This is a genomic window from Sphingomonas sp. Leaf4 (genome assembly GCF_920939515.1).
Classification (GTDB): domain Bacteria; phylum Pseudomonadota; class Alphaproteobacteria; order Sphingomonadales; family Sphingomonadaceae; genus Sphingomonas.
This window is the reverse complement of record NZ_CAKLBB010000015.1, coordinates 1-20,772: the sequence shown is the minus strand read 5'-3', so window position 1 is coordinate 20,772 and position 20,772 is coordinate 1. Positions and strand designations below refer to the sequence as shown.

The window sequence follows — 20,772 nt, the reverse complement described above, 5'->3', positions numbered from 1 at the left end:
CGTCGGGCACCACCTGCGGTTGCGACGTTAGCGGTCGTCCTGTCGCGTCAGCCGGTGCCCGGCTAGCCGCTGTCCGCCAGCAACGCTGGTCAGATCTGGAGCGGAACGGTGCCGCGACGGGCGGTCATCGCCGCGCCGATTGAGGAGCATACGATCAGCCCGATCGCCAGCCACTGTCCGGTGCTCAGCACCTCGCCGAGCAGCGTCAGGCCCATCAGCGCACCGACCGCCGGTTCGGCGCTCATCAGCGTGCCGAACGTATTCGACGGCAGCCGCCGGAGCGCGATCATCTCCATGCCATAGGGGATGGCGCTCGACAGGATGCCGACGACGAGCCCCAGGGCGAGCACCTCCGGACGGAGCAAAGCGGTACCGGCTTCCGCGATGCCGACCGGCGCCGCGACCAGAGCTGCGACGATCATGCCACCAGCGGCTGCGGCCGGGCCGTGCGCCTCGCTCGCGCGCTTGCCGATCAGAATGTACAGAGCCCAGCACGCACCGGCGAACAGCGCCAGCATGATCCCGCGCCAGTCCAGCGAAGCCGAACCGCTCCACAGGGGCAGCAGCAGTGTCAGGCCGGCCACGGCCAAGCCGATCCAGACGAAGTCGATCCGACGTCGCGAGGTGAAAACGGCGACCGCGAGTGGGCCGGTGAACTCAATCGCGATGGCGACACCGAGCGGAATGTATGTGAGCGCGTTGTAGAAGCTGAGGTTCATCGCCCCAAGCACGACGCCGTAGCCGACCAGCGGTCGCCAGCCGGCGTTGAGGCGCAGGCGCCACGGCCGCAGGATGATCGACAGGACCAGCGCACCGACGATCAGGCGGATCGCGGTCGCGCCGTCGGCACCGACGATCGGAAATAGGCGCTTGGCGAACGACGCGCCACAGGTGACGGACACGAGGGACAGGACGAGTGCGCCGAGCGCCGGATAGTCGGTGGTCGAGGAAGTATGCGGCGTGCGAAGGGAAGGGGTCATGGTTGTTCTCGGAATGGGATACTGCCGAGAAAGTACTGGCCGAACGAGATCGGCGTGGTTCGATTTGGCGCTGAACCGATAAAGTTTATCGACTACACGACTCACGATGAGCAAGGCTATCGCCCTCGACGCGTTCGACCGGAAGCTGCTGGAACGCCTGCAGGTCGACGCGCAGACACCCATTCCCGTCCTCGCCGACGAGATCGGGCTGTCCGCGCCGGCCTGCTATCGACGCATACGGCGCCTGCGTGACACCGGCGCGATCAACCGGGAGGTGGCGGTCGTCCACCCTCGCACTCTCGGTTGGCCGCTGTCGATGCTCGTGCTGGTCACGATGGAACGCGAGAACGCGCGCACGGTCGACGAGATGATGCGGATGCTGAAGAACGTTCCCGAAGTGATCGAGGCATGGAACGTCACCGGCGATCACGACTTCGTCGTCCGCATGCTGGCGCGCGACATGGAGAGCTACGACGAACTGGTACGCGAATTGTTCGCCGCGGACGATCGCGTGCGCAGCTTCAAGACGCTGGTCGTCATCCGCCAGGTCAAGGATGCGAGCCCCGTTCCCGTCGCATAGGCGGCGCGCTGATCAGCCAGTCCGGGGCTTGGAGTTACATCCACAAGGCTGGGCAGCTTTTCGCCACTTGGGCCTGAGCAGCAAGCTGAACAAGAGTCCGCTTTCGAGCGGGGCACTAAGGCTGCTGAGCGACTGTTTCTGGGTCGGAGTGCGGGGAGAGGGGGCGGGGTGTAGTCGAAAGCACGAACTTACGAACGAAGTAGGTCGCTCTCAGAGATAGGGCAGGGCGGCTGCTCTAGCCCAGATAGCGGACGGTCAGTGCGGCACCGCCTGGTAGGTTAGGCGTATGCCGTCAACGTGGTCGGCTCTGTTAAAAACGCGCGATTTGGTAGCATATCTGATGAGGAGATGGTCTGCCGCCAACCACTTCATCTCAGCCCATGGGCCGCCCCACGTTCCCGCTACCGCTGCCCCATGATCATCGTCAGCACGAAACACATTGCCAGCGCCAGAGGGATCTTCGCCGGGAGCAACTAGGGATATCTGGGTCGAGAAACCCGTGGTTGCTCCGCAGTCACGCTGGAACAAAGCCGCGCTGTGTCGCCCATCTGGAGCGACGGCGCTCGTCACCACGGTGTTTGTGCAAGCGTCTGAACATCCACCGACGAGAGGCAGGAGCGCAGCAATTAGGAACACTCTCATCCCGCTAGCCTACGTTTCAGCACCGCTTCGTCAACGGCGGCTTACCACCAACGCCTGACACCCAGTCGACCAGCCCAGCTGTGCATGCCCCGTATAATTGGGATATGAACGAATGGCAGAAGCTGGGAAGCGGGCAGGGCGTCCATAATAACCGTTTCTGGGTCGCCCTGACGACTGATTGCAGGGAACGCAATGGCGTGCGTAGCCTTAGCCGACGCAGATGGCGATCGTAGTGAACCGGAAAATATGGATATGCGCATACTCATGATCGGGCTGGGCGACATTGCCCGCAAGGCGTATCTTCCGGTGCTGTCGCGGCGCGGCGATCTCGATATCCATCTCACGACCAGGAATAAAGTCGTTCTCGACGAAGTCAGTCGCGAGTTCCGCATCGTCAATCGGCACGCCAGTGTGGCCGACGCGCTTTCGGCGACGTCGTTCGATGCCGCCTTCGTCCACGCGGCCACGCCCGCGCATGGCGAACTGGTCAGGCTGTTGATCGACCGGGGTATCCCGACCTTCGTCGACAAACCGCTTGCGGATACTCTCTCTGAAGCAGAAGGGCTCGTTACCCTCGCGGCGGCGCGGGCCACACCGCTCGTCCTCGGCTTCAATCGGCGGTTCGCGCCGGACTATGTCGCCTTGCGCGCCGTCGATGCGAACCTCATCGTCATGGAAAAGCATCGCCACCAGCAACCGGACCTGCCCCGCCGCGTCGTCTTCGACGACTTCATTCATGTCGTCGATACGCTGCTTTCGCTTGCCCCTGCGCCAATTTGCCGACGCACCATCGAAACCCATGTCGTCGACGACATGCTGCACAGCATCACCCTGACGCTGGCAGGCGACGGGTTCACCGCAATCGGCATGATGCATCGGAACAGCGGACTCGACGAGGAGCGTCTGGACGTCATCGGCGATGGGATGCGCCACAGCGTGCGGAACCTTGCTGAGCGTGTCGAAGCGCAGGGTACGCAATGCATGCAACGACGGGCGGACTGGATTTCGGTCGGACGGCAACGCGGCTTCGAAGCGATGTGCGACGACTTTCTGATCGCGGTTCGGCAGCGCAGGCCGGTCGATGCGACCGCCATCTTGGCGACGCATGTGATTTGCGAGGCTATCGTCCGCCATGCGGAGACAGGCATTCGTGAAGAAGTCTCTGCTGGCGCAGACTACAAGGACGGCGACAAACAACAACCTATCTGACTGACTATCGGCAGTCGGGAAGCGACCAACGAGACGCGAACGTTCATCTGTCTCGGCGGCGATCGGCGTCATCCACCTTCACCGTCGACCGAATGAACCCCGCGACATCCGCCAGGACCGGCCCGCGACCGCGGAACGGGCGGGCAAGCGCGAGCAGGATGCCGACATGGCCCAGTTTGGGATATGCCCGTTGCTCCACGTTCACGTCGCCTGCGCGTAGCTTGGCAGCCAGCGCTTCGCTGTTTCGGGGACGCACGACGGTATCCTCGGTCCCGTATAGCAGGAGCGCAGGTGGATCACCGGTTCCGGCCCATGTCACCGGCTGCGTCTCCGCGGGGTTGGATACCTGTCCGAAGGCCGCACGGCTCGCATCCACATCGAACGGGGCGAAGTCATAGGGTCCGGCAAGTCCGACGAACCCTCGCACCACCGACCGCGTCTCTCCCAGCCAGCGCGGGTCGACCGCCAGCATCGCAGCGATATACGCGCCCGCCGAATGGCCCATCAGCACGACCGACTGGCCGTCGCCGCAATAGTTGCCGGCGTTCGCGCTCACCCAGCGCACGGCGGCGGCACCGTCCTCGACGAACGCCGGATAGCGGACTTCGGGCACCAGTCGGTAGTCCGGGACGACGGTCACGAACCCCTGCGCCGCCAGCGCGCGGCCGACAAACGCATAGCCAGCGCGCGTCCCGCTGTTCCAGCTGCCGCCATAGAAGAACACCACGACCGGTCGCAGCTGACCGCAACTGCCACGCGGCGCGTAGACATCCAGTCGCTGGCGTGGCGCCGACCCATAAGCCAGCCCGCTGGCGACCAGCGTACCGCCCCGATCCTTCGGCACCAGTCTGTCGAAGGCACCAAGCGGCGAACAGGCGGCGGCAAGCGACCCGAGCAAGGCGCCAATCCCAAGACTCATGCTGTGCCGTCCCATGCCATTCCCGCTCCGGATCATATGGGGCGTCCTCTCGCTGTTCCCGCAGCATAGCCGCCGTCGCGACACGGGACATGCCCCACGAACCTTTCAAACGCCATCTTCGCACAGCATAGGGGGGTGATGGCCGACCCCATTCTCTACAGCTTTCGTCGTTGCCCCTATGCGATGCGCGCGCGACTGGCACTGGCCGTCAGTGGCGTGCGCCATGAAGTTCGCGAGGTTCGCCTCTCGGCCAAGCCCAATGCGATGCTCGCGATTTCGCCAAAGGGTACTGTGCCGGTCCTGCGAACCACCGACGGCGCGGTGATCGACCAAAGTCTCGGGGTCATGCGGTGGGCGTTGTCGCTCCGCGACGCAGATGGCTGGCTGGCACGCGACGATCCAGCCCTGATCGCCCGCAACGACGGCGACTTCAAGCACCAACTAGACCGCTACAAATATCCTGATCGCCATGGTTCGAACGCGGCCAGGCATCGCGATCTCGGTCTTCTGTTCCTGCGAGAACTCGACGCGCGACTGGCCGCGACGGGCCAGCTTGCCGGGACACGCATGGGTATCACCGACGCGGCGATCCTGCCGTTCGTCCGGCAGTTCGCCGCAGTCGATCGCGAATGGTTCAACACGCTGACGCTGCCCCATTTGCAGACGTGGCTCGCGGCGCACCTTGCCTCCGATCTGTTCCGGCGGATCATGTACCGGGTCGCGCCATGGTGTCCGGGCGAGCGGATCGTCATCATGCAGGGCGGGGCGCCGGTCGATCCGCCCGCGAACGCCGGGTTGCAGCCCGACTGCCCCGCATTCCTCTAATCCCCAATAAGGCTAGCCGGGCAGCCGCGCGGAGCGGTTGGTAAGCGCCGGACGCCAAGATGAATGAGCGACCGGAGTTGGGAAGCGGGCAGGGCGCTCGGAACGACCATTTCTGGGTCCGTCTTGACTCTTAAACGGTCAAGAAGATTGGTAGAGAGCGCCTATCCATAATTTAACAATATCACTAACAATGCAGACGCTTGTTCAGGCGAAAAAGCAGGTAATATATTGCATGCTTCTCCGTGCATGGAAGAAATCATAACCGTTTCTCGCAGGCGGATAGGCAGATACAGCAACCTTCAATCACCCTGTTCAGCAGACAGCGAGGTCAAGATCGTTGCATTAGTACGCAGGAATTCTAGTGCGCTTGCCATATGGTTGACGATCGGTGCCCAATCACCTTGGCATTGCGCGCGCCTCGCCCGGACTAGGAAGCTGGGGTAGGACAGGCTTTGCAACGCTAGTACGGGGATGAACACACTCCTTTGACTACCCCACCGCAGGATCGCGGCGAATAGGATGCGGGCGATCCGGCCGTTGCCGTCGGCAAACGGATGAGCGTGTATCACGCCTACCATCGCAAGAACGGCGGCCAGCGTATAGGATGAGAGGAGTTGCGATCGAAGGGGGGCGTCCAGGTCCGTAAGCATTTTCAAGCTGTCGGCGGGCGCCGGGAACATGATCTGCCGCCCGAGTGAATCGCTAATGATGCCCGCGGACACCTGCCTGAAGAATTGAACTTGTCCGAAGGCGAGCGCGCTGACGGCATGTAGTAGCGATGCAAGATTATACCGGCCTCCTGCAAAACGTTGTACTAACGGCACCACGTGTTCCACGAGCGCAGCTTCCTCGTAAGTTTTGCGAAGGACGCTGTCGCGATCGCGACGGTTCGAGGGGCAGACATGCACGGCCAGTTCGTCGATCAACGCTTCGGGTACCCCGGTTTCGGCAATGGTCAGCAGATCATCGGTCAATGGTATCAACGGTCCGTTGTGCAGCCTTTGCAAGGTGGACGACATCGCTTCTCCAACCGCGACAAGCGGCAAACTATGAAGCGGTTCGGTGTGCAAGCGCGGCGGAAGGTGCAGGAACATTAGTTCGCATCCCTGAGTCGGATCGCAAAAGGTGGCGTGATCGCAAGCGACAACCCGAATTCCCGTGAGAAACATCAGAACGTTACGGTATTATAGTTATTATCAGTATCTTAGCTATCAGACGGTCCCGATTTTAACACGTTCGAACGAGAGCGCTCTTCCTGATCCTTGTTATAATACGGGTGTATGTAATGCTTCTGTTGTCCGGCACTAGCAGGGACGACAGAAGGAAACGCAGATGCACAATACCTTCCGTGAACTGACGAACGAAGAACTGCTCTTGGTCGCAGGCGGCCTTTCAGATTCGACCATCACGGTCACCGGGCCTGGTGGCGGCGGTGGCTGGGGGGATGGTGGACCCCCGTCTGACCCGTGGGGCGGGGGCGGACCGCCCAATGATCCGATCGACACCGGCGGCGGCGGCGGCGGCGGCGGGGGTGGTTACGCCGACGACGGCGGTCAGGACTATACTCCGGCAGATGTGAACGGGGACGGTGCCGCTGACCCATCCTTCTATCGGGGCGAGGACGGCAAGATTTACTACCGGACCACGAGTACAGCCGGTGAATCCACGCTTTTTCAAGTTACCGAGTTTACCGGGACGACGGGAACCAGTGTCTCCGTGAGCGGTAATTTCGGTGCGACCGGTCCTGTTCCGCAGGCGGGGATTACGTACACGACGACCACCAGTAACGGCGTGATCGGCTTCAAGGTCGATACGAACAACCCGAAACCGGTGCATCCGAAGTAATATCTCCGACGGATCCCGTGCCGATGGCTGGCAGGGGATCCGTCAGCCTGTTTCAAGGAACGGATCTTGTACAGTACATGGCTCGTGATGCTATTGGTCCTTGGCCAGCCGGTCCTGCGGGATTCAGGACCGGCTCGCCCGGGAACCGACCCGAATACCAGGCGCGCGGTCCTGCCAGGGAAGCCAGAACCCCGGCTTCAGCCGATCGACGGTTTTTCATGCCGGACCTTCCTCGGCTATTCCGAGGACCAGACTCATTTCAACCTGGCAACGGGTGACAAGGCGTGTTCCGGGGAAGTGTTGTCGGCGCGCGGGGGAGGTTTCCGGCAAGTTAACTATCTGCCGACTCCTGTGGGGGCGCTACCGGTTCTTATTTTCAGTCCGACCGAACGCATCGACGCCGCGAGCCGTATCGTCCTTTATCTGAACGGTGGTCCGCGTTCCCTGGTAACCGAACGTCCCTTGGCGCAGCAGATGGTAGCGAAGGGCTATACTGTCCTTATGCCGATCTATCTCGGCGAACTGGAGACACTGCATCCCGCACCCGACCTGCCTGGGGCGGTGCAGCAGATCCGCGCCTTGACGCACTGGGCGGGCAAGCGACTGGTCGCGACGGTGGGGGTGAGCACCGGAGCCTATCTCGCGGCTGCGGCTTGCACGGTCCGCTGCGCGCCGCGCATTCTGCTCGCGCCGCCGCTGACGACACCGGAGGACGGATTGTCGGACACACGGGTCGAGTGGGAGAAAATCACCGAGGGTTCCTGTATCTGGCGGTACAACGGGCCGAACCGGGTATGCAGCGATATGCGGCCATTTTTGACCTCCTTCTGGGGCAGTCGATATTATCGCACCAGTCTTGCGCGGCTGTTGCGCAGGCAGTGCGACCGGGTCCGGATTTTGGTCTCATCCGACGACGAACGGGTCTATGATCCAAAGGGAGTAGCCGACCTACGTGCGATCGGTTGCACGGTGGAAACGCCGCCGGGGTACGCGCATGCGCAGGTCGATGCCGCCCCTGCGCTCAACGACCGCACGCTCGACCTGATCGCACAGCATGATCCGCGCCGTGCCAGGGACGGGCTCGCCTATTCCTCTCGATAGCGTGGAACCTTGCGAGATGCGGCACAGGACGCAACCGGTAACATCCGAACCGGCCCATTGCACGATAAACGACGTCGCTGGCGGTTTTGCCGACCCGGAGCCGCCCGCGCCCGCGCCCCTGTTCCGGCCGGAGGCGGTGGCCGCCGCGCTGAACGCCAACGAAGGACGGCCGGTCGCCTTGCTGCCGATATCGTGGATCGTTGTCACGCTGGTGTTGCTGTCCATGGCTGGTATCGCCATCGGCTTCATGACGCTTGGTACATATGCGCGAGCAGAGACCGCCGTCGGCATCGTGAACGCCACCGGGACCAGCGCTCGTATCGGCGCGCCGGTCGCTGGCGTGCTTACCCGTCTGTATGTCCATGAGGGACAACAGATCCAGGCAGGCGAACCGCTTGCCATAGTTTCAACCGAACGGATAGGCGTCGATGGGCATTCGATAGACGATGGCACGGTCGACAGCCTGAACCACGAACTAGCCAATCTGACGGATCGCATAGCGGCCCTTGGCCCTACGGTCGCGTTGCAACGCGAAGGCACCGAGGCCCGTCTAGCCGCGCTGGATGGCAGCAAGGCCGCCGAACGCGCAGCGGAGCAGGCCGCTACCGAGCGGTTGCGGCTAGCCGAAGATTCGGTCGTGAGAATGGCACCGGTGGCCCAGCGGGGTTTCATCTCAAGCGAATCAATGCGCCGCCGCCGGGAGGAAGTGATCGCCCTGCGCGAGGCAAGAAACGAGGCACAAAGCCGCCAGCAATCGCTGGATGCGCAAATGAACGGGTTGCGGACGGAACTACGGGCGCTTCCCTATACGCTGGTCCAGCAACGCGGCGAACTGCTGTCGCAGATCGCCCGGACCCGGCGCGACCGTGACATTGCGAATGCGCAGCGCGGCTATCTAATCCGGGCAGCGGTGGGAGGAGTGGTCACGGCCCTTCAAGTGCGTCAGGGACAGGCGGTCGACCAGCGCGGCGCGTTGATGACCGTTGCCTCCACCGAAGGGAGCATGGGTGCCGAACTGTACGTCCCGTCTCGGGCAATTGGCTTTATACAGAAGGGGCAGCGGGTACGCCTGCGATACGACGCCTTTCCCTACCAGCGGTTTGGGGCGGGCAGTGGGTCGATCCGCCATGTCTCACGCGCGATTCTGCGCCCTGAGGATATCCAGGCCGCTGTCGAGGTGAAGGAGCCGATGTACCGCGTGACCGTTGCGCTCGACCGTCCGTGGCTCGAAGCCTACGGCCGGCGTCACCCTTTGCAGACCGGCATGGCGCTGAGCGCCGACATCGTGCTGGAGGAGCGGAGTTTCGGTGCCTGGTTGCTGGAGCCGATCTTGGCATTGCGGGGTCGGTTATGATTGCCCCAGTTCTTAATCTGAGCGGTCGGCGGCGGTTACCCTTGATCCGCCAGTCGGAAACCGCGGAATGCGGGCTAGCCAGCCTGGCGATGATCGCGGGCTATCACGGCCACACGGTCGATCTCAGTACGTTGCGACGCCAGTTCCCCCTATCGATGAACGGTACGACGCTGCGCACGCTGATCAATGTAGCGGGCGCGATCGGGTTGGGGTCGCGTCCGATCCGTTGTGAACCCGACGAGCTAGGTCTGCTGCGCCTGCCCGCAATCCTACACTGGGGCACTAATCATTTCGTCGTGCTCCGATCGATGCATCGCGGTAAGGTCGTGATCCACGATCCGGCGCATGGCCTGCTGGCGCTGACGCAGGCGGACGTGTCGAAGCGGTTCACAGGCATCGCTCTCGAACTCGCTCCCACCGCCGCGTTCCAACCTAAGCGAGAACGCAATCCTTTACGGCTCGGCACGCTGGTATCGTTCGACAGCGATACGATGCGTGCCTTCGTCCAGACCGCCCTGCTGTCGCTGCTGATCGAGGGGCTGCTGCTTGCGGCGCCCTTTTACCTTCAGTTCGTGATCGACGATGCAATACTGAAGGCAAACGCGGACTTGCTGAAGGTGCTGGCCATCGCGTTCGCGCTGTTACTGCTGTTCAGAATCGTCGCTCTCGGCTTGCGGGGACTCTCGACCCAGTTCATCGCGAACACCCTGTCGTTCGACATGAAGGCTCGCCTGTTCCACCATCTAATCCGTCTGCCGTTGGACTGGTTTCAGAAGCGTCAGGTCGGTGACATCCAGAGCCGGTTTCTTGCCGTCAAGGCGATCCAGACCTTCATCGCCCAAGGGGCGCTCGCCGGGATACTCGACGGCCTGCTCGGCATCGCGGTGATGGCCCTGATGTTCCTGTATTCGCCCTTACTAACTTTTCTCGTGCTGGGATCCATCGTCGCCTATGCGTTGTTGCGGTCGGCAACCTTTAGTCTGGCTCGGCGGTATGCGGCCGACGTCATCGTCACGGATGCGCGTGAGCAGACCCGGTTTCTTGAAACGCTGCGCGCGGCGCAAACAATCAAGTCGTCCGGATCGGAAACGGTACGCGAGACGCAATATCGCAATTCGGTCGCCGCTTCGATCAACGCTCAACTCCGCGCTGGCAATATCAATATCGGGTTCTTGACCGGCGAACAGGCGCTCAGCGGATTAACCGACATTCTGGTCATCTACCTGGGCGCGCAACAGGTGATTGCGACCGACCTTTCGGTCGGTATGCTGACGGCATTCCTTGCCTATAAGATGCAGTTCGTAATGCGGTCCACGAACCTGATCGAACAGCTGTTCGCATGGCGATTGCTCGACCTGCAACTAGAACGCTTGTCGGACGTCGCACTGGCCCCCCGCGAGCAACGGATCGACAGCGGAGGCTATGAAGGTCCGATCAGCGGCCGTATCCAGTGCCAAGGGGTAAGTTACCGCTATGCCTTTGGCGAAAAGCTAGTTCTTTCCGGACTGAGTCTTGAGATTGAAGCCGGCGAATGCGTGGCGATCGTTGGCGCGTCGGGATGCGGCAAATCAACGTTCGCCAAGATATTGACAGGTCTTTACCCGCCAGCAAGCGGGGAGGTGTTGATCGACAATCGTCCGCTGCGTCACTGGAACAACCATTGCCTACGCACGCAGATTAGCTTTATCTCACAGGACGATCAGTTGCTCGCCGGGACGATCGCGGAGAATATCGCACTGTTCGCGGAAGATTTGAATATGGCCCGTGTGCGTGAATGTGCCAGCCTAGCACAGATCTCGCGCGAGGTGGAAGCTATGCCAATGGGGTATGAAAGCCTTGTCGGCGATATGGGTTCCAGCCTCTCTGGTGGGCAGAAGCAACGATTACTGATCGCGCGCGCCTTGTACCGGCAACCACGTGTGCTGATTATGGATGAAGGCACTGCCCATCTTGACGTTTGCAACGAGCGCGCGGTTAGCGCTGCGCTAGCCGAGCTCACCATCACTCGCATTGTCATTGCACACCGGCCCGAAACTATTGCAGCCGCTGATCGGGTCATCTCACTTGATAGTCGTGACGCAACCAAGGATTTGCTGCGTACTGTCGAACGCCTGCGGCAGGCTACAGTCGCTGAATCGCAATGAACTCAAATTACAAATCAGATACGTATGCCTAACATTCCCGTAATCCCAGATTTACCATTTCTCGTTTCCTCAGAATGCCGATCGAGACTGACGGACGGGATGCGTCGCGGCATCTTTGTTTTTCCACCTTCGATTGATCCGGTTGCAGTAGCAAATGCGATTTGGGTCGATAGAGAAGAGCTTCTTCAAAGCTATCCCGAATTAAGTGACCCTCTCGTAGAATTCATTGGGTCCACGCACGGGGCGACTAACGATATTTCCTCTACTTTTGAACGAGAGATCTTCGCTGCGCGGAATATGGGCGTTGCTGGTTCTGAATTTGGGTGCGACCTAGGAACTAATCTATGCACCGCACTTATCGCGGCACGCCAAGCCTATGGTTTTTCTGAAGTGGAAATCCGCCGGGTTGCAGCTCAGACGGATGTTCCTACTGAAGAGGTAAGTACACTATATCCAGATCCCGATAAAATTTCTAATCTTCTCGCAGTAGCCAGTAGTGCGATTACCGGTTTGCAGGAGAGCGATGTCGCGTTGTCCGCAATATTTGCTTATTGCGCTGTTATACATTGTCATGCTTTTAGTGATGGTAACAAAAGAACCGCTCGAGTACTTTGGGCAAAAATCATTGCGCCAAAGGGAAGGGATGCGGTGCCGCTCGCGCTATTATCCAATCTAAACAGAAGTTCGTTCATAATCCAATTTCGGCGAGTCCTGCTATTTGGGAATTGGGAGCCGTTGATAGTCTATCTGTCGATAGCAGCAGAAGCTTGTTTTAATTGGATGCAGGCGAAAATAGACCGCGGCTTCATAGCTGAAGCATCGAACGCCCACTTACCCGGAGCGACCGCTAATGGCAGATCATTCAGATGAACGAATGGCATAAACATGGAAATGGGTAGGGTGCCCCGAGCGGCTGTTCCTGGGTTTCAGTGGAAGCGCTCACCTCGACTGAGCTGCTCGAGGATCTGCTGCATCCTGCGCGCGCGTGTCTCCGGCCGTTTGGCTGTCTGCAGGCGGTAGTAGATCGGGTACAGGTTCTTGCGGTCGAGCGTCCGGAAGAACGCTTCGGCCTCGGGAAGAGACGCTAGCGCGTCCAGGAAGTCCTGCGGTATGACCATGGTGGCCGAGCCCTCGTAGGCGGCATCCCAACGTCCATCAGCGCGCGCCGCCTCGACATGAGCGAGCCCGGCGGGGGTCATATGCCCTTCAGCGATCAGCCGATCGGCGTGTTCACGGTTCTTGGTTGACCAACTCGATCCCGCCCGGCGCGGCGTCAGACGCTGGAGGTAGGAGCGCTCGTCGCCGGAACGCTTCAAGCCGTCTATCCATCCGAAGCGGATCGCCTCTACGACGCAATCGGCCCACGTGACCGAGCGTTGGCCCGATCTCGCCTTGTAGATGCGGATCCAGAGCTCCCCACTGTCCGCGTGGTGCTCAGCGAGCCAACAAGCCAGATCCTTGGGGCTTTCGAACTCGAGAGCATGGGCTGGAGGATTGGTCATCATCAGAAACTAACGAAAGCGTATGCCGCTGAGAAGCGGCATGGAACCTTTCCCGACGTCGCGGTCAAATGGTTGACGGAGGCGGGGGTCACATGAACAAACGGCACCTCTGGGGAAGCGTGCAGCTGCCGCTAGATGGCCGGTATTGGGTCCTTGGCTCAGATTACGATGCTCGAAGGTGTCCATTGCGGCACCTGTTGATCCTGCCACAGCCGGAGCTGCTGCCATTCCAGCGCATCATACACTACCGCACTGTTCTGAGCGCTGCTCAGAGCCCAACCGGAAATTAGGTTGAGCGATTTCAGCCAGTTGTGATTCACCGAGGGTTGCGAAGACCACGGGGATCATATGGGCTGGACCGAAACCGCTCGTCGTGAGCATGACAGAAGAAGGCTGCGCTACACAAGCGACTGCACCGATGCGGAATGGGCGATCATCGCGCCGCTGCTGACACGAACCTCGAAGGTGGGGCGTCCACGCCTGCACCGCGCACGGGATGTGTGGAACGCGATCCAGTATCTTGCGGCGACGGGATGTCAGTGGGCGCAACTGCCTCGAGACTTCCCACCGTCCACAAGCGTGCATTATCATTTCTACCGGATGCGCGACAGCGGCCTGCTCGATGCGGTCAACGCGGTGCTGGTGGCCGGGGTGCGGGTCGCGGAAGGCCGGCGCTGCCGAACCGACCGCGGGCATCATCGCCAGCCAGTCGGTCAAGACTACCGAAGCGGGAGGCGCGCGCGGCTACGACGCGGGCAAGAAATCAAAGGGCGCAAGCGCCACATCGCGACCGATACGGCCGGCAGCTTGCTCGACGCCCTGATCCTTCCCGCCGGCGTTCAGGATCGCGATGCTGCACCGGGCCTCCTCGAGCGATGCCGGGATGCATATCCTTCGCTGGTCCGCTTCGTCGCCGATGGCGGCTATGCAGGGCCGAAACTGGAAAACGCGATCGCGCATATCGACCGGCTCGCCATCGAGATCGTCAAACGGTCGGATACCCGGTCCTTCGTCATCCTGCCCCGCCGCTGGGTCGTCGAGCGCACCATCGCGTGGCTCAACCGATGCCGACGCCTCGCCAAGGACTGGGAGGCTTCCATCGCCTCGTCAGAAGCATGGCTCGTCATCGCATCCATCAGACGAATGACCCGACGTATCGCAAAGCTCGAATTATGAGTCAGGCTTTAAGGGGCGTTATTTCCATCGCTTCAATTGAACAATAGAAACATATAAACTTTTACGAAACAATGTACAAAATACCATGTTGCAAAAAAAACTAGCTCGGAGCGAATATAAGTCTACTAAGCTGTATCTCCGAACTGGACACCCCCCTGCTAATCACATCTATTGTGTATATGCCACCATGCAAGCTATTTGATGTCGCTACAATATCCGCATACCTTGGAAGGGTGGCAAGTATTCTGTATTTTCCTTTATCGATATGGTATATTTCTGCAAGGCGCTGTTTTTGGCTGGCGTACAGTGCAATGTAGCCCGCATCCCCTAGTGAGCTGGAATCAACAAGCCTTAACCCATTGGCGAGCTGGTTTTCCAATCGTTCTCGATGATGCTGGTTGGCTTTTTTAAACTTTCCACAGAGAAGTTCTTGTCGCCCAGTAGGGCTTTGGTTGCTCCCGTTAAAGAGTAGCCTGACTGCGTAACCGCGTGATGTGATAATTAGATTTTCATTCGGCCTTGAGTCTACAGCATCTGCTAAGCTCAGCATTTTGCTGTCAATTATAGCTGAAAAAACCGGCCTTAAGAAACCGGTTCCCGTATAACTAGATTTTATTCGGTTAGTATAACGAATGTTTGATAGTTGGGCGGCCCCACAAACACCTGCAGTTTGTGGGCGTTGCTCATTCAGCGCTTGACTCGATGCTACGCTCCCTTGGCTACATACCAATAGGGTAAGAATTACATGTTTCATCTGACGACCCTAAATTATCATCCAATCGCTACCCGCCGATACAAAGCCATAGTCCTTAAAGAAATTATCTTCCTCACGGGAAAACGCAATATCAACACTTTGCAAAAGATTGCTATTATTAGTTTCTATGTTGTTGTCACGACGTTCGTCCTGCATGAACGATAAAATGGAGTCCTGTTGATATAGAGACTGATTCTGGATCGATTTTTCCTCAGAGCCCTCGATAGGGTTATCTATATTGGTCATTGCGCCACTTGGGTTTGGCGAGGTTTTTACAATCTTATAGGTGTCACCATACCCTTCATTCGGACTCCAGTCCGGTGTCGACATGCCGAGCATCTCTAAAATGGCTCGGCCAGCACTGAAAGCGAACTGCTCGTTTTTGAGATGTTCGGCGGCAGTCATCACCTTATCGCTCATCAATGCGTCATCAAGCTTCTTGCCAAACGCTGTAAGAGCCCGTTTGAGAATGGGTTGAAGTACGCTCTGCGGCATGATTCAGAGTTGGGATGTGGACCCGAGAAAGCCGCGGCCGGATGGCTGGATTTGAACGACGAGCGAAGCGCTATCCAACCGATTTGACGGACGAGGAATGGCGGTTCGTCCAGCCTTTCCTGCCGCCAGTTCCAAAACGCGGGCGCAAGCCGAAGACCGATCTTCGCGAGGTGCTCGACGCATTACGCTATCTTGCCCGGACGGGGGGTGGCTGGCGGATGTTGCCGAACGACTTTCCGCCGTGGCAAACGGTATATTGGTGGTTCCGCCGCTTCGTACGCCGGCTGCTGTTCCGCACGATCCACGACGTCACGCTGATGCTCGACCGCGAGCGCGAAGGACGCGAGCAAAGCCCGAGCGCCGCCGTGGTTGATAGCCAGTCGATCAAGGCGCCAGCGGCGCAAAAGCGTGGGTTCGATGCCGGAAAGAAGGTGGTCGGCCGCAAGTGACACATCGCCGTCGATACCAACGGCAGGCTGCTGATGGTCAATCTCACCACCGCCGACATTTCCGATAGCGCCGGGGCTCAGGCGATCGTGGCGACCATTCGAAAGCGGTGGCCGTGGCTCAAGCATCTGTTCGCCGATGGTGCCTATGACCGCACCCGCCTCATGGATGCCGCTGCGTATCGCGACTTCGTCCTCGAGATCATCCGCCGCACCGATAAGGATCCCGGCTTCAAGGTCCTGCCCCGGCGCTGGGTCGTCGAGCGCACCTTCGGATGGATGACCAGATGGAAACGCCTCGTTCGCGATTACGAACAGCGCCTCGACGTCTCCGAGGCCATGATCCATGTCGCCCTCGGTAGCCTCATGCTGCGCCGGATCGTACATCCCTGACCATTCTCAAACGGTCTCTTAGCCCGTTCCGTTTGGCGAAACGTTGAGATATTTCAGTCGCTTTTCCGATCCCGGCGGAGTTCCTGCTCACACGGAGAAGAATCATGCGCGCACTCTGCTGGCACGGTAAGGGCGACGTCCGCGTCGACACCGTCGCGGATCCCGAAATCAAGCACCCCCGCGATGCGATCATCAAGGTTACCGCATGTGCTATCTGCGGGTCGGACCTCCATCTACTCGACGGCTACCAACCCACCATGGAGGCAGGTGACATCCTCGGCCACGAGAACATGGGCGAGGTCGTCGCGCTCGGTTCCGAGGTCACCAACCTCAAGATCGGTGACCGCGTGGTGGTGCCGTTCACCATCAGTTGCGGCGACTGCTGGTTTTGCAAGAAGGGTCTGTTCGCGGCCTGCGACCGGACCAACCCGAATGCCGAAATGGCCGCCAAGGCGATGGGCCACTCACCCGCCGGCCTGTTCGGCTTCAGCCATATGCTGGGCGGCTATTGCGGCGGTCAGGCCGAGTATCTCCGCGTGCCGATGGCGGACATCGGGCCCATCAAGATCCCTGACAGCGTCACCGACGATCAGGCGCTGTTCCTGTCCGACATCTTCCCGACCGGCTACATGGCCGCCGAGAACGCGCAGATCGAACCGGGCGACACGGTCGCGATCTGGGGCTGCGGCCCGGTCGGCCAATTCGCGATTCGCTCCGCATTGATGATGGGGGCCGGTCGCGTCATCGCGATCGACGAAGTGCCCGAGCGTCTTGCCATGGCGGAAGCCGGCGGTGCCGAGACGATCAACTTCGCCGAGACGGACGTCTATGACGAACTACAGGCCCGTACCAAGGGACGCGGACCCGACAGCTGCATCGACGCGGTGGGTTGCGAGGCGGCCGGACACGGCGCGGCCGATGCCGTCATGGACAAGGTCAAGGCGTCGATGTTCCTCGCCACCGACCGCGTCCACGTGCTGCGACAGGCGATCATGAGCTGCCGCAAGGGCGGCACGGTGTCGGTGCCTGGCGTCTACGTCGGCATGGGCGACAAGCTGCCGATCGGTGCGGCGATGAACAAGGGGCTGACCATCAAGCTCGGCCAGACCCACGTTCAGCGCTACACCAAGCCACTGCTGGAAAAGATCGTGGTCGGGGAGATAGACCCGAGCTTCGTCATCACGCACCCGGCCAGCCTTGAGGACGCGCCCGAGATGTACGCCAGGTTCCGCGACAAGGAGGACGGCGTCATCAAGGTGGTCATGCGCCCGCACGGCTGAGTTGCGCATCCCTCATCGTCGTGGCGGCGTGCGATCCCTTTTTGCGGATCGAACGCCGCGACGACCGGCGCACGGCAGCTAGCAGATTAAATGGTGCCATTCACGGACGGTGCTCGTTGAGCCGTAACAAGTAACCGAAATGGAATGAGATGCACCAGATCAACCGTGGCTCTGGCCCCAAACTGCTGCTTGTCCACGGGCTGGGCGGAAGCTCGCGGTCATGGAGCCCCATTCTGGACTCGCTCGGCGCCAGTCGAACGGTGATCGCGATCGATCTGCCCGGACATGGCGCGACGCCTGCGGAGCACGATAGCGGAACGTTCAACGGCCTGGTCGGGAGCGTACAGCGCTATATCGTGGAACACGAGCTGACCGGGATCGACGTCGTCGGCAGCTCGATGGGCGCGCGGATGGTGCTCGAACTTGCAAGGCGCGGCGTCGTCGGCAACGTCGTCGCCCTTGACCCGGGTGGGTTCTGGCGTGGTTGGGAGCGCACCTTCTTCAAGACCACGATCGGCGTCTCGGGCCGCTTGTTGCGGGCGATCCGGCCCGCCCTGCCGACGCTGAGCCGTAACGCGGCCTCGCGCACTGCCCTGCTCGCCCAATTGTCCGCGCATCCTTGGGCGCTTGATCCGCAGATGGTGGCGACCGAGCTGACCGGTCTCAGTACGACACCGACGTTCGATGCGCTGGTCCATGACCTTGCGACCGGGCCCGAGCAGACCGGTCCTGCTGCCGACAGCACTGGCCGGATCGTGATCGGATGGGGCAGGCACGACAGGCTCTGCCTGCCGGGTCAGGCAGCGCGCGCAAAAGCTGCGTTCCCGTCCGCAGAGCTGCACTGGTTCGAGTCCAGCGGTCATTTTCCGATGTGGGACATGCCGGAGGAGACGGTCGAGGTCATCCTCAGTGCTACGCAGTGAAAGTGGCGGGGAGTAACGCCGACCCAATCCCAGTCGTTCAAGCCCCCTTTGCCACTTTCTGAAACCGACCATCTATACTCGTCGCCGGACTCGCGGTTTAGCTCCGTTGCGCGCGCTGCCGAAGCTTCGTAGCGTCCAATGCAACTGCCGCCGTAGCCACATTGGAGATCTGAATCGATGGCTCATTCCAGCGTCCGCTTCGAGAAAAGCGAGTACGAGTGGGTTGCGGAGCGCGACAGCGTGGGATTCGTCGGCATGACGGATTTCGGCGAGGTCGAGTTTCTCATCACCGCCGACGCGCTGGCGGAACTGTTAAACCCGCAGCTTGAAGGGGTCGACCCCGAGACGGCATTGGAGGTGTTTGTAGAATTCGAAGCTGACATTCATAGGATCGCGCAGCGGGAGTTCGTCAAGCGGCTCGGTGGAGAGCCGCCAATACTCCTAACTTCGGCAGATCTCGACGGCTGACAACGCTTGGCAGGCGAACTCTGCAGTTCGCATTTCCGCCGCGCGCAGACCACGATAATGCGGCTGACCCGTGAATGTGCACCTTGACCCAGAACCGGTCATTATGGACGCCCTGCCCGCTTCCCAGCTTCTGCCATTCGTTCATCTCCCAATTACAGGGAGCATCATGCAAAGCCGAAGCGCCCAACCGGGTATCTGGCATGGGTGGTGGACAGACGGCGCCGGTATCGCACCGCGCATTTGAGGGTATTGGAGGCGCGCCAAACCAAAGGAATACCCTGGCGCGGCGGAGGAGTTCTCCGCGGCTTGATCGCCCAGGGATCGCGGACTGCGTCATGAACCGGGCATTGCTTCTGACCTGCCATGTTGGCATTCGATGTAGATTGGGAGATCTTCAACGATGATCGTTGCCACAGCCGTACTGGTCCAATCGCTATTGCCGCTGGCACCCCCTAGTTTTGGACCACATCCGTATCCGGCTCAGAAGAGCGAGCAGGTAACGACGGGTCAGTGCGGGCGGCAAGACGTCAAAGTGCGGGTGACAAGGCAAGCGGGTACGCCCAAACAGGATACGCAACAGGTTGTCGAGGTAACCATTGCAGGGAAACGTCTGCGAAAGGCAGATCAACTCAGTATCAGCCGCGCGGCAGCAGACCTTGGCGCAGTTTCAAACGTCTACATCTACTGCCTTGAAGGAATGCTGGCTCAATTATGGCTGGTTGGACCCCACGGTGCCGACCAGGTAAAGCGCATGCTTGTGAGCTTCGATCGGGGGCGTGTTACGTACGTCAAGTAACCGAATCAAGAACTACGTCCGCGACGATCCCTTTAAGCCGTTAGCGGACTGCGCGGGTATCGTATCGCGCATTAAAGGGTATGGGGAGTGCGCTCAACCGCAGAGATGGTTGGCTTAGCGGAGGGGACCTCCGCCGCGCCAACGGCCAAGTTTGGTAAGGAACCGGTCAAGGTAGTGTGGCCGGCAAATCTATTTTCACTGCATGCGTCTGGATCGGTGTCGTCAGAAACACCGCAGCGCTCAGCAGCCCGATAGTTCCCCAGACGTACCTTCGTGCACGAAGGTCGATCACGGCTTTGGCGATGCAGTATATTGCGGCGGCTAGGGCCGCCACATTCCAGAAGAAGAAGGTCGACATGGACTGAAGCTATGCCGGCTCCGTCACGTTGGCAATTTCCGCAGTTGGGCTTCTCCTGCCATGGGTACTACACTTACCACATGCGGGTACGATGGCCGCTGAAACCCGCGAGTTTCAAAAGGGGCGGCGGAGGCTGCCTCCGCCGCGTTTCCCTTCAGGCCAACAGAAACTCGCGTCCGAAATTATAAAGCACGCTCATCGGATTTGTCACTTTCTGTTTTCTTCGACTTCCAAGACAGCGTGCTAATCATAAGTGCGATCATGAATGGAGCCATTCTAAAGCTACCGAGATCGATTAGCCCGAAGCCGTCGAGGAGCACGGGCATCATCAGAATTATCGTCGTGACTGCGACGGCCTTCTGGCGGGCGGAAAGTGGTTCTGTTGCTCGATAACTCACACCAAATAATGCAGCCGAAAACAGGGATCGGCAACAGCCGAGTGGGTATCATTCTAGCTAGAGGTTGTTATGGACTTGGAAGCGGGCCTGATTCATCCGTTATCGGATGAATATTTGCTGCAAGCCGTATCCGTCTGACGTCAGCGATGAGGAATGGTCGCTGGTCATGCCCTACCTGCTGTTG

At 60.1% G+C, this 20,772-nt stretch carries 19 protein-coding genes and 1 pseudogene; 13 read left to right on the top strand and 7 right to left on the bottom strand.

Going from position 1 to position 20,772, the window contains the following annotated elements:
- Nucleotides 1–89: 89 nt before the first annotated feature.
- Nucleotides 90–1,085, bottom strand: coding sequence for an EamA family transporter (locus tag LRA89_RS18120; RefSeq protein ID WP_443025014.1), 996 nt, complete (start codon nt 1,083–1,085; stop codon nt 90–92).
- A 1-nt stretch (nt 1,086) separates the two neighbouring features.
- Between LRA89_RS18120 and LRA89_RS18115 the strand changes: the two genes are divergently transcribed.
- Both LRA89_RS18115 and LRA89_RS18110 read left to right on the top strand, forming a co-directional pair.
- Nucleotides 1,087–1,560: an Lrp/AsnC family transcriptional regulator gene (locus tag LRA89_RS18115; protein ID WP_230772372.1), complete on the top strand. Its 474-nt coding sequence runs from the start codon at nt 1,087–1,089 to the stop codon at nt 1,558–1,560.
- 906 nt (nt 1,561–2,466) lie between these two features.
- Complete coding sequence (locus LRA89_RS18110) at nt 2,467–3,411, top strand: Gfo/Idh/MocA family protein (protein ID WP_230772371.1); 945 nt, start codon at nt 2,467–2,469, stop codon at nt 3,409–3,411.
- A gap of 43 nt (nt 3,412–3,454) precedes the next feature.
- Here LRA89_RS18110 and LRA89_RS18105 read toward each other — a convergent pair whose 3' ends face one another.
- Nucleotides 3,455–4,330: an alpha/beta hydrolase gene (locus LRA89_RS18105; protein ID WP_230772370.1), complete on the bottom strand. Its 876-nt coding sequence runs from the start codon at nt 4,328–4,330 to the stop codon at nt 3,455–3,457.
- A 138-nt stretch (nt 4,331–4,468) separates the two neighbouring features.
- On the opposite strand from LRA89_RS18105, the gene LRA89_RS18100 reads away from it, so the two are divergent.
- A complete protein-coding gene (locus LRA89_RS18100; protein ID WP_230772369.1) occupies nt 4,469–5,155 on the top strand; it encodes a glutathione S-transferase in 687 nt (228 codons plus the stop codon).
- 299 nt (nt 5,156–5,454) lie between these two features.
- Here the strand turns inward: LRA89_RS18100 and LRA89_RS18095 are convergent, their stop codons facing one another.
- Nucleotides 5,455–6,249 carry a Fic family protein gene (locus tag LRA89_RS18095; RefSeq protein ID WP_230772368.1) on the bottom strand — a complete coding sequence of 265 codons (795 nt, stop codon included), beginning with the start codon at nt 6,247–6,249 and terminating at the stop codon, nt 5,455–5,457.
- 238 nt (nt 6,250–6,487) lie between these two features.
- Between LRA89_RS18095 and LRA89_RS18090 the strand changes: the two genes are divergently transcribed.
- The 5 genes from LRA89_RS18090 to LRA89_RS18070 all read left to right on the top strand — a co-directional run bounded on the left by LRA89_RS18090 (nt 6,488) and on the right by LRA89_RS18070 (nt 12,469).
- The gene (locus tag LRA89_RS18090; RefSeq protein ID WP_230772366.1) at nt 6,488–7,000 is read left to right on the top strand and encodes a hypothetical protein; all 513 of its coding nucleotides are present in this window, start codon (nt 6,488–6,490) and stop codon (nt 6,998–7,000) included.
- 66 nt (nt 7,001–7,066) lie between these two features.
- Nucleotides 7,067–8,101, top strand: coding sequence for an alpha/beta hydrolase family protein (locus tag LRA89_RS18085; protein WP_230772365.1), 1,035 nt, complete (start codon nt 7,067–7,069; stop codon nt 8,099–8,101).
- Between the two features lie 16 nt (nt 8,102–8,117).
- The gene (locus tag LRA89_RS18080) at nt 8,118–9,455 is read left to right on the top strand and encodes an HlyD family secretion protein (RefSeq protein WP_230772363.1); all 1,338 of its coding nucleotides are present in this window, start codon (nt 8,118–8,120) and stop codon (nt 9,453–9,455) included.
- Between the two features lie 41 nt (nt 9,456–9,496).
- The gene (locus tag LRA89_RS18075) at nt 9,497–11,599 is read left to right on the top strand and encodes a peptidase domain-containing ABC transporter (RefSeq protein WP_230772362.1); all 2,103 of its coding nucleotides are present in this window, start codon (nt 9,497–9,499) and stop codon (nt 11,597–11,599) included.
- 99 nt (nt 11,600–11,698) lie between these two features.
- Nucleotides 11,699–12,469: a Fic family protein gene (locus LRA89_RS18070; RefSeq protein ID WP_230772361.1), complete on the top strand. Its 771-nt coding sequence runs from the start codon at nt 11,699–11,701 to the stop codon at nt 12,467–12,469.
- 56 nt (nt 12,470–12,525) lie between these two features.
- Here LRA89_RS18070 and LRA89_RS18065 read toward each other — a convergent pair whose 3' ends face one another.
- On the bottom strand, nt 12,526–13,104 hold the full coding sequence (locus LRA89_RS18065) for a YdeI/OmpD-associated family protein (RefSeq protein ID WP_230772360.1): 579 nt from the start codon (nt 13,102–13,104) through the stop codon (nt 12,526–12,528).
- 345 nt (nt 13,105–13,449) lie between these two features.
- On the opposite strand from LRA89_RS18065, the gene LRA89_RS18060 reads away from it, so the two are divergent.
- Nucleotides 13,450–14,277, top strand: a complete 828-nt coding sequence (locus tag LRA89_RS18060; protein ID WP_230772359.1) for an IS5 family transposase — start codon at nt 13,450–13,452, stop codon at nt 14,275–14,277.
- A gap of 100 nt (nt 14,278–14,377) precedes the next feature.
- Here LRA89_RS18060 and LRA89_RS18055 read toward each other — a convergent pair whose 3' ends face one another.
- Together LRA89_RS18055 and LRA89_RS18050 are read right to left on the bottom strand one after the other, a co-directional pair.
- Nucleotides 14,378–15,031, bottom strand: a complete 654-nt coding sequence (locus tag LRA89_RS18055) for a hypothetical protein (RefSeq protein ID WP_230772358.1) — start codon at nt 15,029–15,031, stop codon at nt 14,378–14,380.
- Between the two features lie 9 nt (nt 15,032–15,040).
- Nucleotides 15,041–15,526, bottom strand: a complete 486-nt coding sequence (locus LRA89_RS18050; RefSeq protein WP_230772357.1) for a hypothetical protein — start codon at nt 15,524–15,526, stop codon at nt 15,041–15,043.
- Between the two features lie 14 nt (nt 15,527–15,540).
- Here LRA89_RS18050 and LRA89_RS18045 point away from each other — a divergent pair.
- From LRA89_RS18045 to LRA89_RS18030, 4 genes and pseudogenes are all read left to right on the top strand, one after another.
- Nucleotides 15,541–16,365 (top strand): annotated as a pseudogene (locus LRA89_RS18045) (IS5 family transposase).
- Nucleotides 16,366–16,469: 104 nt separating this feature from the next.
- Nucleotides 16,470–17,645 (top strand): zinc-dependent alcohol dehydrogenase, encoded by a 1,176-nt coding sequence (locus LRA89_RS18040; protein ID WP_230772356.1) that lies wholly within the window; start codon nt 16,470–16,472, stop codon nt 17,643–17,645.
- A 149-nt stretch (nt 17,646–17,794) separates the two neighbouring features.
- Nucleotides 17,795–18,568 (top strand): alpha/beta fold hydrolase, encoded by a 774-nt coding sequence (locus LRA89_RS18035; protein ID WP_230772355.1) that lies wholly within the window; start codon nt 17,795–17,797, stop codon nt 18,566–18,568.
- Between the two features lie 177 nt (nt 18,569–18,745).
- Nucleotides 18,746–19,036 carry a DUF1488 family protein gene (locus tag LRA89_RS18030; RefSeq protein WP_230772354.1) on the top strand — a complete coding sequence of 97 codons (291 nt, stop codon included), beginning with the start codon at nt 18,746–18,748 and terminating at the stop codon, nt 19,034–19,036.
- Nucleotides 19,037–19,998: 962 nt separating this feature from the next.
- Here LRA89_RS18030 and LRA89_RS18025 read toward each other — a convergent pair.
- Entirely contained in the window at nt 19,999–20,190 is a 192-nt protein-coding gene (locus LRA89_RS18025; protein ID WP_230772353.1) for a hypothetical protein, read from the bottom strand.
- Nucleotides 20,191–20,772: the final 582 nt, after the last annotated feature.